The organism is Comamonas sp. A7-5, assembly GCF_039581385.1.
In the GTDB taxonomy this organism is placed as follows: domain Bacteria; phylum Pseudomonadota; class Gammaproteobacteria; order Burkholderiales; family Burkholderiaceae_C; genus Comamonas; species Comamonas thiooxydans.
Window position 1 is genome coordinate 427,109 of record NZ_JBCPWO010000002.1, and the last position, 13,853, is coordinate 440,961.

General features: G+C 63.0%; 13 protein-coding genes. 5 read left to right on the forward strand and 8 right to left on the reverse strand.

Features of this window, described 5'->3' with window-relative positions; all coding sequences use genetic code 11:
* Positions 1-41: 41 nt before the first annotated feature.
* On the reverse strand, positions 42-710 hold the full coding sequence (locus AAIL67_RS04915) for a site-2 protease family protein (protein WP_003066089.1): 669 nt from the start codon (positions 708-710) through the stop codon (positions 42-44).
* A 226-nt stretch (positions 711-936) separates the two neighbouring features.
* Between AAIL67_RS04915 and AAIL67_RS04920 the strand changes: the two genes are divergently transcribed.
* Positions 937-2,193, forward strand: coding sequence for a methyl-accepting chemotaxis protein (locus AAIL67_RS04920; protein ID WP_034381733.1), 1,257 nt, complete (start codon positions 937-939; stop codon positions 2,191-2,193).
* Position 2,194: 1 nt separating this feature from the next.
* On the opposite strand, the gene AAIL67_RS04925 is transcribed toward AAIL67_RS04920, so the two are convergent.
* The 3 genes from AAIL67_RS04925 to AAIL67_RS04935 are packed head-to-tail and all read right to left on the reverse strand — an operon-like array spanning position 2,195 to position 4,055.
* Positions 2,195-2,518, reverse strand: a complete 324-nt coding sequence (locus AAIL67_RS04925) for a hypothetical protein (RefSeq protein ID WP_343483491.1) — start codon at positions 2,516-2,518, stop codon at positions 2,195-2,197.
* A gap of 10 nt (positions 2,519-2,528) precedes the next feature.
* Positions 2,529-3,173 carry an L-threonylcarbamoyladenylate synthase gene (locus tag AAIL67_RS04930; RefSeq protein ID WP_003066094.1) on the reverse strand — a complete coding sequence of 215 codons (645 nt, stop codon included), beginning with the start codon at positions 3,171-3,173 and terminating at the stop codon, positions 2,529-2,531.
* Between the two features lie 18 nt (positions 3,174-3,191).
* The gene (locus AAIL67_RS04935) at positions 3,192-4,055 is read right to left on the reverse strand and encodes a 3',5'-nucleoside bisphosphate phosphatase (protein ID WP_343483492.1); all 864 of its coding nucleotides are present in this window, start codon (positions 4,053-4,055) and stop codon (positions 3,192-3,194) included.
* A gap of 189 nt (positions 4,056-4,244) precedes the next feature.
* Between AAIL67_RS04935 and AAIL67_RS04940 the strand changes: the two genes are divergently transcribed.
* A complete protein-coding gene (locus AAIL67_RS04940; protein ID WP_343483493.1) occupies positions 4,245-5,963 on the forward strand; it encodes a methyl-accepting chemotaxis protein in 1,719 nt (572 codons plus the stop codon).
* A gap of 69 nt (positions 5,964-6,032) precedes the next feature.
* Here the strand turns inward: AAIL67_RS04940 and recJ are convergent, their stop codons facing one another.
* Genes recJ through AAIL67_RS04960 form a run of 4 tightly spaced genes read right to left on the reverse strand, consistent with a single transcriptional unit; the run spans position 6,033 to position 11,164 of the window.
* Positions 6,033-7,772: a single-stranded-DNA-specific exonuclease RecJ gene (gene recJ, locus AAIL67_RS04945; protein WP_063661745.1), complete on the reverse strand. Its 1,740-nt coding sequence runs from the start codon at positions 7,770-7,772 to the stop codon at positions 6,033-6,035.
* A complete protein-coding gene (locus tag AAIL67_RS04950; protein WP_343483494.1) occupies positions 7,769-8,740 on the reverse strand; it encodes a phosphoglycerate mutase in 972 nt (323 codons plus the stop codon). Before AAIL67_RS04950 ends, recJ begins: the two co-directional genes overlap by 4 nt.
* Positions 8,741-8,792: 52 nt before the next feature.
* A complete protein-coding gene (locus tag AAIL67_RS04955; protein WP_343483495.1) occupies positions 8,793-10,166 on the reverse strand; it encodes a sulfatase-like hydrolase/transferase in 1,374 nt (457 codons plus the stop codon).
* Entirely contained in the window at positions 10,163-11,164 is a 1,002-nt protein-coding gene (locus AAIL67_RS04960; RefSeq protein ID WP_253232509.1) for a tripartite tricarboxylate transporter substrate binding protein, read from the reverse strand. The genes AAIL67_RS04955 and AAIL67_RS04960 overlap by 4 nt, the downstream gene beginning before the upstream one ends.
* A 160-nt stretch (positions 11,165-11,324) precedes the next feature.
* Here AAIL67_RS04960 and AAIL67_RS04965 point away from each other — a divergent pair, with 160 nt between their 5' ends.
* The 3 genes from AAIL67_RS04965 to lolD all read left to right on the forward strand — a co-directional run bounded on the left by AAIL67_RS04965 (position 11,325) and on the right by lolD (position 13,809).
* On the forward strand, positions 11,325-11,795 hold the full coding sequence (locus AAIL67_RS04965; RefSeq protein ID WP_063661739.1) for a MarR family transcriptional regulator: 471 nt from the start codon (positions 11,325-11,327) through the stop codon (positions 11,793-11,795).
* A gap of 78 nt (positions 11,796-11,873) precedes the next feature.
* Positions 11,874-13,127: a lipoprotein-releasing ABC transporter permease subunit gene (locus AAIL67_RS04970; RefSeq protein ID WP_003066109.1), complete on the forward strand. Its 1,254-nt coding sequence runs from the start codon at positions 11,874-11,876 to the stop codon at positions 13,125-13,127.
* A complete protein-coding gene (gene lolD / locus AAIL67_RS04975) occupies positions 13,120-13,809 on the forward strand; it encodes a lipoprotein-releasing ABC transporter ATP-binding protein LolD (protein ID WP_003066112.1) in 690 nt (229 codons plus the stop codon). Before AAIL67_RS04970 ends, lolD begins: the two co-directional genes overlap by 8 nt.
* The last annotated feature ends 44 nt before the right edge of the window (positions 13,810-13,853 follow it).

Here is a 13,853-nt window from a genome sequence, read left to right on the forward strand (position 1 = left end):
GGGATCAACAACAGATATCAGTAGCAGACCAGGCGCTGGGTTCAGCGCAGCAAGGCCATGAAGGGGTAGAGGATCAGATCGATGGCCGAGTAGCCCAGGCTCATCAACGGGCGCAGCCAGTAGCTGCCGACCACGCCGGCAATCACCAGTGCCATGACGATGAAAAAGCCATAGGGCTCGACACGCGCCACCAGTTGCGCCTGTTTCCAGGGCAGCAGACCGACCAGAATGCGGCCACCGTCCAGAGGCGGCAGCGGAAAGAGATTGAAAGCCCACATCACCAGGTTGACCAGAATGCCGGCGCGGCACATCTCTAGGAAAAAGCGCTCGTGCAGACCTGTGCCTACCAAGACGATCAGCAGCAGGCCCCAGAACACGGCCTGCACGAAATTGGAGGCAGGGCCGGCCAGCGCTACCCAGATCATGTCGCGCTTGGGGTGGCGCAGATGGTCAAAGCGCACGGGCACGGGCTTGGCATAGCCGAAAAGAAACGCGCCCGAGGTAGCGAAATACAGCAGCAGCGGCATCAAGATGGTGCCGATGGGGTCGATATGCTTGATGGGGTTGAGCGTGATGCGACCCATCATGGCTGCGGTGTTGTCGCCAAAGTGACGCGCAGCATAGCCGTGCGCCGCCTCATGAATGGTGATGGCGAACAGCACGGGCAGTGCATAAATCAGTACGGTTTGTATGAGTTCGGTGAGTTCCACGCACTGATTGTCTCAGACGCCGCGCCAAGCTGCTGTCTTGTACCGGGACAAGCCGTTTGCTGTTGCAGAAATACGGGTTGCACATAGTTGTGTGGTAAACCAGATGTTGCAAAATGCAACTCGCGCAAATCCGTGGTTGCTGCCTGCACAGCGGAACAGGTTTTGTGCGGGTTGACGAAATCAATACATAACACGGCGTTCGGCAGGACAGGGCAAGGGGATCAATATGACGGTAAGCAAGCGACTGGTGATTGCATTTGTCAGCATCAGTGTTTTTGTCCTGGCTTTGATGGGAATTGCCTGGTCAGCGATGTCTGATGTGCTGGAGGTGCTCAAGGCGGGATCGCTCACGGCGCAGCAGTCGCAGAACTTGATGGCGGAGGTCGAGCGTTCGCGCTGGTGGCTGCTGGCACTGGGCGCCTGGGTCTGCATTTCCTGCACCTGGTCCTGGATCAGCCTGCGCCGCCGCATCGTGGCGCCATTGCAGGAAGCCATCCTGATTGCCGAGACCGTGGCAGCAGGTGATTTGAGCAAGGAGTTCTCTTCGAATGCCGAAGGCGAGTTCGGTCGTCTTCTGACCGCGCTGAGCACCATGGAAGACACGCTGACCGAGTTGGTGGGGCGCATCAAGCAGTCCACCGATTCGCTGGCCGTTTCGGCCTATGAAATCGATGCGGGCAACATCAACCTCTCCAGCCGCACCGAGCAGCAGGTCAGCGCGCTGACCGAAACCGCAGCCAGCATGGAGCAGCTCACCGTCACCGTGCGCCAGAACGCAGAGCGCGCTCATTCGGCCAGCTCTCTGGCAGTCACTGCATCGGCCACGGCCGGACGTGGCGGTGATGTGGTGGACCAGGTCGTTCACACCATGGATGCCATCAGCGGCAGCTCGCGCAAGATTGTGGACATCATTCAGGTCATTGAAGGCATCGCCTTCCAGACCAATATCCTGGCCCTCAATGCGGCCGTGGAAGCGGCCCGTGCCGGAGAGCAGGGGCGTGGCTTTGCCGTGGTGGCCAGCGAGGTGCGCTCGCTGGCGCAGCGCAGTGCCGAAGCGGCCAAACAGATCAAGGAGCTGATCACGGCCAGCGTGACTCAGGTGGAAAGCGGCTCTGGCCTGGTGGGCCAGGCCGGCAGCACCATGAAGGAAATCATGCAGTCCGTAGGTCAGGTCACAGGTCTGCTGAGCGAAATCTCCGGTGCGCTGCAGCAGCAAAGCGAGGGCATCGCCCATGTGAATACGGCCGTGGCTCACATGGACAGCACCAATCAGGAAAATGCCGCCCTGGTCATGCAGGCCACGCAAGCCGCTGCTGCGCTCAATGCGCGCACGCAGGATCTGCAGCAGGCGGTGGGGGCCTTCAAACTCGATGACGATGAGTCACCTTGTCTGGCTCCTTCTGCCATGCCGGCTCCGCGCGGAGCCGGGGCCGCGCAGGCGCGTCCAGCTCGTGCCCGCGAGCTGGCCTATGAAGAGCTTTGATTCAGCGAGCTTCGTGCAGATAGCCGTAAATGGCCACGACGGTAAAGCCGAAATGGAGGCAGATAGCCGTTCCCAGCAGGACTCTGCGGCGCAGTATGGAGTCATCGGCCTGTGCCGACAGCCCTGGCGAGACATGGAATGACTTGCCTCCCGCATAAGCCCGAATCGTCCATGCCGTCCAGAGGGTCGCGAGGGCATAGACCGTCCATAGCTGGGATGTCTGCCGAAACACCAGCGCCACGACCAAGGAGTAAGCGCACAAAGAGACGATGAGCCAGGGCCAGTGGCGCTGAACAAAGTCTTGCGGCAGCTGCTGTTCCTGCATGAGGCCGCGCCTATTCGGGCTGAAGGCCTATGTCTTTCAGGCCGCCCATGCCCTGGCGCACCACGACGGGGGGATTGTTCAAGGCCATGGGCGTGAGGTCCAGCACCGTGGTGGGTTGCTGCGGGCAGGCACCGGAGTCGACCACGGCGTCCAGCTCATGGGGGAAGCGCTCCAGAATCGACTCGGCATCATTGAGCGGCTCGGTCTCGCCGGGCGCAATCAAGGTGGTGGCCAGCAAGGGCTCGCCCAGTTCTTCCAGCAGCAGTTGCAGACCTTTGCGATCCGGCACGCGCAGGCCGATGGTCTTGCGCGAAGGGTGGCTCAGGCGCTTGGGCACTTCCTTGCTGGCTTCAAGAATAAAGGTGTAGGGGCCTGGCGTTGCCAGCTTGAGCAAGCGGTACTGGCGGTTGTCCACGCGGGCATAGTTGGCCAGCTCGGACAGGTCGCGGCACAGCAGCGTGAGGTGGTGCTTGTCGTTGATCTGCCGGATGCGGCGCATGCGGTCCACGGCGTTCTTGTCGTCCAGGTGGCAGACCAGGGCATAGCTGGAATCGGTGGGTACGGCAAGAATGGCACCCTTGCGCAGCATGTCCGCCGCCTGCTTGATGATGCGGGGTTGCGGGTTCTCTGGATAGACTTCAAAAACGGTGGTCATGCAATCTCTCTCTGTGATTTATGCACGCTGTATGCGGTCCTGCAGCAGCTCCCAGACGGGAGTGAGCTGACTGGGCAGATAGGGCAGCTTCCCCAGGTCTATCTGCGATTCATCGGGGCTGTGAAAGTCGCTGCCGCGCGATGCGGCCAGGCCGAATTCCAGGGCCAGATCGGCATAGATCGCATATTCGTGCGGACGGTGGCTGCCGGTCACGACCTCCACGCCCTGGCCGCCGAGTTCCTTGAACTTGGAAAACAGCGCATATTCCTCGTTATGGCTCAAGTCGTAACGTGCCGGGTGGGCAATCACGGCCACGCCGCCGGCATCCACGATCCAGCGCACGGCGTCCTCCAGATTCGCCCAGACATGGGCGACATAACCGGGTTTGCCTTCTGTCAGATAGCGTTTGAAGACTTCATAGGTGTCGCTGCAGACTCCGCTCTCCACGAGAAAGCGCGCGAAGTGGGTGCGCGAGATCAGCTCGGGGTTGCCTGCATGGCGCAGTGCTCCTTCATAGGCGCCGGGAATGCCGGCCAGTTCCAGTTGCCTGGCCATTTCGCGGGCGCGTGGGCCGCGACCGTTGCGAGTGTCGTACAGGCCTTGGGTCAGCGCTGCGTTATCGGCGTCAAAGCCCAGGCCCACGATATGTACGCCGCTGCCCGAGAAGCTGACGGAAATTTCAGTGCCTGTCAGATAGTCCAGCCCTGCTGACCTGGCTGCGGCTGCTGCCCGGTGCTGGCCGCCGACCTCGTCGTGATCGGTCAGCGCCCAGAGCTCAACCCCTCGCTCGGCAGCACGCAGAGCCAGTTGCTCGGGCGTCAGAGTGCCGTCGGAGACGACGGAGTGGCAGTGCAGATCGGCGTTCAGATAGGTTTTGGGCACGGCTTGATTGTAGGCGGCTGTACGCAATCATGATTTGTGTCATAACACGAGCGCTATTGCGGTCGTAGCTTGTAACAAAGCTCAAATCTCCCGCCAGTATGCCGATTAAGGATTGGCTACAGCGCTTGTGAGTTTCTGAATTCGTTAAGGCTGCCACGGTGTTGCTTGATCTATTGAGATGGATAAAAAATGAAATTGAATCAGTTCTCTGTGTCACAAAAGCTGTGGGCTTTGGTGATTGGCTTGCTGGCGGGCTTGCTGCTGGTGTCTGCAGGCAGCCTGATCTATCTGGACCGCGTGTACGTGAGCATCTCCAAGGAGGCCACGCGTACCCGAATGGCAGCCAACATTGCCAGCGAGTGGCGTCATCTGACCGAGCAAAGTGTGGATCGCTCCATCGTCGCGGCCATTTCCTCCGAGGAAAACCTGGTGGAGCAGCAGCGCAAGCTGATGAGTGACGGGATTGCGCATATCACCGAGCTGCAGAAAAAGCTCAACGAACTGGTCACTGACGATGAATCGCGCAAGGTGCTGGACGAGGTCGCCGAGCGCAGGCGCGTGACGCTTGAGAGCAATGCAGCCGTGCAGACCGCGCGCAAGGACAATGATTTTGCGGCGGCCTTCGATCTGGTTGAAAAACAGCTGCGTCCCAACGCCAAGGTCTACGTGGATGCGCAGCGCAAGTTTGTGCAGTTGCAGGAGCAACGCAGCCAACGTGCGGTTGCCGATGGCGAAGCAAGCCAATCTCAGGCCTATGTGGCTATCGGTCTGGTCTGCGGCCTGATCGTTCTGCTGGGGCTGGCGATGGCGGCTCTGATCCTGCGCTCGATCATCGCTCCGTTGAATGAGGCGGTAACTCTGGCCGACTCCATCGCTGCCGGCGATTTGACGGCAACGGTGCGCAATGACCGTCATGACGAACTGGGCCGTCTGCTCAAGTCCCTGAACGCCATGGCCGAGCGCTTGCGCTCCGTCGTCGGCCAGGTGCGCTCGGGCGTGGAATCCGTCTCTTCGGCCTCGGGCCAGATTGCCACGGGCAACCAGGACCTGTCGGCCCGCACCGAGCAGACTGCGGCCAATCTCGAGGAAACCGCAGCCAGCATGGAAGAGCTGACGGCCACCGTTACTCAGTCTGCCGACACTGCGCGTCAGGCCAATCAGCTGGCATCGACAGCCGCCCAGGCCGCCGAGCAAGGCGGTCGTGTGGTGCAGCAGGTGGTGCAGAGCATGGGCCAGATCACCGACAGCAGCCGCAAGATTGCCGACATCATCGGCGTGATCGACTCCATTGCCTTCCAGACCAACATCCTGGCCCTGAATGCGGCCGTGGAGGCAGCACGCGCTGGCGAGCAGGGCCGAGGTTTTGCCGTGGTGGCGGGCGAGGTGCGCAGCCTGGCGCAGCGCAGCGCCGAGGCGGCCAAGGAGATCAAGCAGCTCATCACCACCAGCGTGGACAATGTGCAGTCGGGCTCGCAGCAGGTGGAGCTGGCGGGCCAGAGCATGAGCGAGATCGTGGCCAGCGTGCGCCGCGTCAGCGATCTGATCGGCGAGATCACGGCCTCGTCCACCGAGCAGCGCGACGGCATCAATCAGGTCAATCAGGCTGTGAGCAATCTGGACCAGATGACGCAGCAGAACGCAGCGCTGGTGGAGGAGTCCAGTGCGGCGGCGCTGTCCATGCAGGAGCAGGCGCGTCGCCTGGCCGAAGTGGTCTCTGTCTTCAAGCTGGGACGCAATGCCGAGGCTTTCACGACCGTGTCCGCAGTGCTCCCAAAGCCGCTAGCGACGATCAAGGCGCTCAACCCGGCCGCTCATCCTGCCGTTGCAGCTCCCAGGCCGGTAGCGTCCAGGTCCAAGGAGCAGTCCCTTGCAAGCACTGCGGAGGACGATAGCTGGGAGCAGTTCTAAGTGTCGGGCACAGCGTGAAATGGACAGCCGCCACGTTTGCTGTGGCGGCGGTCCTGGCTGGGGCGAGGATCAGAAGCCCATGTTGCCGGCACCGCCCTCGAAGTCCTGCGCGGCTTCCACGAGAAACTGCACCTTGCGCTCGCCGCGCCATTCGTTGATGTCCAGGCGATAGGCCAGGGTGGTGCGCGCGGGCAGCGGGTCGGTGTGGTTGAACCAGATGCCGTCGATCTTGGAGCCATGGTGCAGCAGCTCCAGCTTCAGATGCTTTTCGCCGACCAGGCGCTGCGAGGTGATTTCCAGCTCTTCGCTGAAAGTCGGCGCGGCAAAGCCCTGGCCCCAGACGGCCAGCTGCATTTGTTCGATCAGGCCGGTGTCCAGCCATTGGGGCGACAGCGGGCCATCGGTCTCCAGCCTGCGCGTCAGCGTGGCGGCATCCAGCCATTCCCTGGCGACCTGGGCAAAAGCCTTTTCGAACTCGTCAAAGTGCGCTTCCGCGATGGTGCAGCCTGCTGCCATGGCGTGGCCGCCAAAACGCAGTATCAGACCGGGGTGGCGCTTGCTGACCAGATCCAGCGCATCGCGCAGGTGAAAGCCTGGAATGGAGCGGCCCGAGCCCTTGAGCTCATGCTCCTTGCCCGGGGCGCCGCTGGCTGCAAACACAAACGTGGGCCGGTGCAGCTTGTCCTTGATGCGCGAGGCCACTACACCGACCACGCCCTCGTGAAAGTCGGGGTCGAACACGCTGATGGCAGGCGGCGGCGTCATGCCGTCCTCGCAAAGGCCTTCGGCCATGAGCAGGGCATGCTCGCGCATGCTGACTTCGATCTCGCGGCGCTCGCGGTTGATGCTGTCCAGCATGCGTGCCAGATTGTCGGCGCGGCTGACATCTTCCGTGGTCAGGCACTCGATGCCTATGGTCATGTCTGCCAGACGACCGGCGGCATTGATGCGCGGGCCCAGGGCAAAGCCGAAGTCGATGGTGGTGGCCATGTCGAAGCGGCGGCCCGATGCCTCGAACAGCGCGCGTATGCCGGGCTGCATGACGCCTTTGCGAATCTGCTTGAGACCCAGTGCCACCAGGCGGCGGTTGTTGGCATCGAGCTTGACCACGTCGGCCACTGTGCCCAGTGCTACCAGAGGCAGCAATTGCTCGAGACGGGGCTGGTTGTGGCGGTCAAAGCGGCCGCGATTGCGCAGCTCGGTGCGCAGGGCCAGCAGCACATAGAACATGACTCCCACGCCGGCCATGGATTTGCTCGCGAACTCGCAGCCGGGCTGGTTGGGGTTGACGATGGCATCGGCCAGCGGCAGGTGGTCGCCGGGCAGATGGTGGTCGGTCACCACGACCGACATGCCCAGCTCCTTGGCCACGGCCACGCCTTCGACGCTGGCAATGCCGTTGTCCACGGTGATCAGCATGTCGGCACCGGTCTCCTTGACTCGGCGCGAGATGGGGGCCGTCAGGCCATAGCCGTCGACCACGCGGTCGGGCACCAGATAGTCGGCATGAGCCGCGCCCAGCATGCGCAGGCCGCGCAGGCCCACGGCGCAGGCCGTGGCGCCATCGCAGTCATAGTCGGCGACGATGCACAGGCGCTTTTGCGCGGTGATGGCATCGGCCAGTAGTTGCACGGCAGCATCGATGCCGCGCAGGCCCGAGGGCGGTAGCAGGCGCGCCGGGGCATCGTCCAATTCGTCGGCCGAGCAGACGCCTCGCGCTGCATAGAGCTGGGCCAGCAAGGGATGAATCTTGGCCTGCAGCAGTGCAGAGACACTGCCGTCGGGAATGGACCTGGGGATTATTTTCATAGCATCTCTCGCAGGTCAGGTAAGCGTTTCGTGCCAAAAACACTCTTGATCTTGTCCATCAGGCCACGTGGCTGGCTTTGCCATTGCACGGCATTGCGCTCGCCGCAGAGCGTGAGCTTGACGGGCTCGCCCCGGGCGGCCCGCTGCTGCAGCTCGGCGATCAGGCCGCTGTCCAGCGCCTGCCAGGCTTTTTTCCAGCCTTGCACATTGCCCTGCAGCGCGGTGTGGCGCAGATCATCGATACAGACTGCGGCAGGGTTCGCTGCGGGCAGGCTGCTCAGGCTTCCCGTGCCATGTACCCAGAAGGAGTTGATGGGCGGTAGACCGCGTGCTGCACGCTGGTCGTTGAAGACATGGGTGTAGAGCAGCATCTGCAGCTCGGTCTGCAGACGCTGGATGATGGCACCCTGGATGGGCTCGGGCATCCAGGGGCGCACGTCGCGACCCAGTGCCCGGTCCATCGAGGCGGTAGCCAGGTCCTTGAAGGCCGCCCCGCGTGCCAGCCAGAGGTCGGTGCGCAGATATTCCAGCGTGATGCCGTCGTCGCTGAACCAGGGCGCGATCAGCGCCAGCAGCTGGCGGGATTCGTCTTCGTCCAGTGGCGCGCTGGCCGGGTCGGTCTGGTGGACCTGGTCCGGCGTGATATGCCAGTGGCAGGGAGTGATGAAGGCACAGGCCTGGCTGCTGTCTCCGGCCGCCAGCGCTGCCCAGGGAATCAGCCCGGGTGTATCGGGCAGCTGCATGCTGCGGGCCAGGGCTCGTTCATGCGGGGGGGAGAAGTCCATCTCGTCGCCCTGCACCAGCGTGGTCGGGGCCAGCGTTGCCAGCAAGGCCTGCAGGTGAGGGAGTTGCAAACCGTCCCATGCCTGGGGAATGTCGGCAGGGCCGCTGGCATAGGCAACAATGATTTCAGAGGCGCCTGTGCCCAAGGCTTGGGCGGCAGGCAGCAAAGGCGCGGTCAAAGACATGGGCGCTATTGTCGGGCATGGCCGCCGCCCGGGCATGGTGCGGGGTGCTTTGTCACCTCGCCGGCATATTTTTCAGGGTGTAGACCAGGCTGTAACTCGCATCATCGGCAATGGCGGGCATGCTGGCATTCCAGTCGTCCCAGCGCTGTCGCATGGCCTGCAGGCGCTCGGGGTGCTGTCCGGCCAGATTGGCACGCTCGCGTTCGTCCTGTGCCAGATTGAACAGGTATTCGTTGTCTTCCACGCGCAGGTATTTCCATTCGCCTTCGCGCAGCGCACGCTGGTTGCGGTAGAGCATGCGCCAGTACAGAGGCCGGGCAAACTCCGCACCGTCGGTGCGCAGCACGGGCAAGATGGAGACGCCGTCCAGCGGGTAGTCCGGATCGGCGCTCACACCGGCTGCATCCAGCACCGTGGCCGACCAATCCATGCTCATGCATTGTTGGGCGCTGCTGCGACGGGCCGCGATCACGGCAGGCCAGTGGGCGATCCAGGGCACGCGGATGCCGCCTTCGGTCAGGTCCATCTTGCCGCCCACGAGAGGCCAGCTGTCCGAGAAGCGCTCGCCGCCGTTATCGCTGGTGAAGACGATCAGCGTGTTGTCCAGTTGGCCGTTCTTGCGCAGGGCTTCGACGATCCAGCCTATGCCTTCATCCATGTGATGAATCATGCGGCGGTACTGGTGAATATTGCCGCCCGCCAGATGCGTGATGCCCGCCCCCAACTGCTCGGCAGTCTCACGGTCATCACGGGTTTCCCAGGGCCAGTGCGGGGCCGTGTAGTGAAGGCTCAGGAAGAAGGGGGCGTTGCCCTCGCTCATGCGGTTGACGAAGTCCACGCTGCGCTGGGACAGCAGGTCGGTCAGATAGCCTTCGTCGTGATGCTCCTCTTCGCCCACCCACAGATCGTGCTGGCCCGAGCTGCTCAGATGGGTGAAGTAATCCACGCCGCCCGACATGGGACCGAAGTATTCCTCGTAGCCCGAGCGCAGCGGGCCGAAGTGGGGAGGGTAGCCCAGATGCCATTTGCCTATCAGTGCCGTGCGATAGCCCGCGCCCTTGAGCAGCGAGGCAACGGTGGGGATTTCGGGCGGCAGGCCCAGCTTGGCGCCCAGCGGCGTGCCGCGCGTCTTGCTGTTGATGGGCTCCTCGGCCGCGCCGCGCAAGCGGTATTGATAGCGGGCCGTGGCCAGGGCAAAACGCGTGGGCGAGCACACGGGTGAATTGGCATAGCCCTGGGTGAGCCTGAGGCCGTTGGCCGCCAGGCGGTCGAGCACCGGGGATACCGGGCCAAACTCGGCATCGCGGCCGCCGTAGCAGCCCAGATCGGCATAACCGAGATCGTCGGCGACGATAAAGATGATGTTGGGGCGAGTCATGAAATGCGGGTCGTTGTCATGGGGCTGATGGCTGGCGCAAGCGCTCATTCCATCTTCATGCCGGTGGCCTGGGCCAGAACCCGGTAGCGGTCGGCCAGGGCCTGAATGCGCTTGACGGCCGCATCGCCTGTCAGCCCTTCGTAGACCATGTCGTTGACACGCATGCGTTCACGCAAAGTGCCATCCTTCATTGCCTTCTCGAACTGGACCTGGATTTTCTGCACCAGCGGCTCGGGTGTGCTGCTGGGTACCCAGGCAGCGAAAAGCACTTCCTGCTGTAGCTCCTTGTGTCCCAGTTCGGCCACCGACGGGACTTCCGGCAGCAAGGGGTTGCGCTGGGCAGTGGTTACCGCCAGCGGGGTGATCTTGGCGGAACTCACATGGGGCAGCATGGCGGTGGAGCTGATGACGCCGCCATCCACTTCGCCCGAGAGCATGGCCAGCGTGGCAGGTGCATTGCCTTTGTAGGGTACGTGGTTCACCTTGGCCCCGGTGGCGTAAGTCAGGATGCTGGAGGCCAGATGGCCGGGGGTTCCATAGCCGGCGGACCCCAGCGTCAGTCCCTTGTCCTTGCCGCGGGCGATGAACTGCTCCAGCGTCTTGATATTTGTCTTGGGACTGACAGCCATCAGCATGCCTTGCGAGGCGAACACCATGACGGGACGCAGGTCGCCATTTTTGAACGGCATGCTTTTGTAGATCAGCGGGTTGACCGTGAAGCTCGTGTCCAGGCCGAACAGCATGGTGTATCCGTCCGCGGAGGCCTTGGCGACGTAGTCGGCTCCTATGTTGCCGCCGGCGCCGATGCGGTTTTCAACAACGAAGGGCTGTTTGGTTTCGCGCTGAAGCACTTCTCCGACGCCGCGCGCCAGTAGGTCCACAGCCCCTCCGGGAGCGAAGGCGGCTATCAGCCGAACCGGCTTGTGAGGCCAGGCGGCGACGGCTGCGCCATCGGCAGATTGGGCCTGGGAGGCGAAGGCGGTGCAGCCCAGCAGCAGAGCCAGGCTGGTTTGAAGAAGGCGGCGGGGTGCAGTCAGGCGAGCCATGGAATCACTCTCTTGTCTGAGGGAAGAGCCGGCATTTGCGAAAATCCCCAGCACTCCCCTTTGTCTCTGTATTGGGAATGCCCACTGTAGAAGTGACATCCACAATTGATCTAATCAACTCATCCCCGTGAATACCCGACAACCCACCTCCATTCAGCAGATGCTGTTGTTTCGCATCAGCCGCTTTTTTGGCGTGGCGGGCGGCATGGCCATGCGCATGTGCGAGGCCCGCTTCGGCCTGACGCGCCGCGAATGGGGGGTGATGGCGACGCTGGCGACCGAGGAGGGTTTGCTGTCCTCCGAGCTGGCACAGAAGGTGCAGTTGGACAGGGCGCGCACCTCTCGGGCGCTCAGTGGCCTGGAGGAAAAAGGCTGGGTGCTGCGCAAACCTCTGGATGGAGACCGTCGGCGCGTGGCCATGTATCTGACCGATGAGGGGCGGCACATGTACGGCCTTATCCTGCCCGAGATGGTCAAGATTCATGCCGACATCGTGTCCGTCCTCAGCGATGAAGAGCTGGCCTTGTTTGACGGCCTGCTGGCCAAGCTTCAGGCCCATGCGGTGACGCTGGAGCAGCAGGCGCAATACGCGGACCTGCCGCGCATAGGGCGCAGCAGGCCGCCCCGATAGAGGGGCGGCGGGCAGCCAGATCGCATAAGGCTGGCGCCGCCGGCAGGGCATTGCCGGCAATGCCACAATGCTGACAACATGCAATTTCCCTACGAACTGGCCGTGGGCTGGCGCTATACCCGTGCAGGACGCGCCACACGCCGCAATGGCTTCATCTCCTTTATCTCGGGTGTCTCCATGCTTGGCATTGCGCTGGGCGTGGCGGCGCTGATCATTGTGCTGAGCGTGATGAACGGCTTCCAGAAGGAAGTGCGGGATCGCATGCTCAGCGTCGTCTCCCATGTGGAAATCTACGCCCCGCAGGGCGCGCCTCTGCCTGATGTGGAGCGCACCATGCGCGAGGCCAGAGCCAACCCCGATGTGGTGGGGGCCGCGCCTTTTGTGGCAGCTCAGGCCTTGCTGGCGCGCGGCGAGGATATGAAAGGCGCCTTGGTGCGCGGTATCGATCCGGCGCGTGAGGGCGAGGTGACGGATCTGGCGGCCACCAGCGGCGAGGTGCTCAAGCGTCTGGTGCCTGGCGAGTTCAAGGTGGTTCTTGGCATCGAGCTGGCGCGCAATCTCGGTGTGAGCGAAGGCGATGTGATCACGCTGATCGCTCCCAGCGGACAGGTCACTCCGGCCGGCGTGCTGCCGCGCATGAAGCAGATGACGGTGGCCGGCACCTTCGATTCCGGTCACTACGAATATGACTCGGCGCTGGTGATGATGCATTACGAGGATGCCCAGCGCATCTTCCGCCTGGAAGGGCCGACCGGCATTCGCCTCAAGCTCAAGGATTTGCACGAGGCCCCGCGCGTGGCGCATGAACTCGCTGACACCTTGACGGACCGTTTGTTCATTCGTGACTGGACGCAGCAGAACAAGACCTGGTTTGCCGCCGTGCAGCTCGAAAAACGCATGATGTTCATCATCCTGACCCTGATCGTGGCCGTGGCGGCTTTCAATCTGGTGTCCACCCTGGTGATGAGCGTGCAGGACAAGCGTGCCGATATTGCCATCCTGCGTACCCTGGGGGCCTCGCCCTCGTCCATCATGGGCATCTTCATGGTGCAGGGAGCCATGGTCGGCGTCATCGGTACCTTGGCCGGTCTGGCGCTGGGGCTGGCGATTGCCTTCAATATCGACGTCATCGTGCCGGCCATAGAGCAGGCGCTGCATGCCAACTTCCTGCCCAAGGACATCTACCTGATCAGCAAGATGCCCAGCGAGCCGCAGTCCACGGACATCGTGCCGATCGCCGTGATTTCCCTGATTCTTTCTTTTGTGGCCACGATTTACCCCAGCTGGCGTGCCAGCCGCGTGAACCCTGCGGAGGCACTGCGTTATGAATGATGTTGTGATGGGCCAGAGCGTGCTGGAGGCACGCGGCCTGACCAAGCGCTTTGCCGAAGGCAAGCTGGATGTGACCGTGCTGCAGGGCGTGGATCTGCAGGTTCAGGCGGGCGAGACACTGGCGATTGTCGGCGCCTCGGGTTCGGGCAAGTCCACCTTGCTGCACTTGCTGGGCGGGCTGGATGCTCCCTCCACCGGCAGCGTCAGCCTCATGGGCCAGCCCTTGCACCAGCTCAGCCCGCAAAAGCAGGGCGCGCTGCGCAACCAGCATCTGGGCTTTATCTACCAGTTCCATCATCTGCTGGCCGAGTTCTCGGCCCAGGAGAATGTGGCCATGCCGCTGCGCATTCGCCGCGATGCCAAGGAGGACTGCATGGATCGCGCGGCCGAGATGCTGCGCGCCGTGGGCCTGGGCCAGCGCATGGCGCATCGCCCGGCCGAGTTGTCGGGCGGCGAGCGTCAGCGCGTGGCCATTGCACGTGCCCTGGTTACGCGTCCGGCCTGCGTGCTGGCCGACGAGCCCACGGGCAATCTGGATCGCGGCACGGCCGATACGGTGTTTGCGCTGATGCTGGAGCTGGCGCGCAGCCATGGCACGGCGTTTGTGATGGTCACTCATGACGAAGGACTGGCAGCGCGTTGCGATCGCATGGTCAGGCTGGGGCAGGGACAGCTGGCCTGACCTCCTGCCTGCCGACGGGCAAAGGCCCGGTCGCTGCCTTTGCA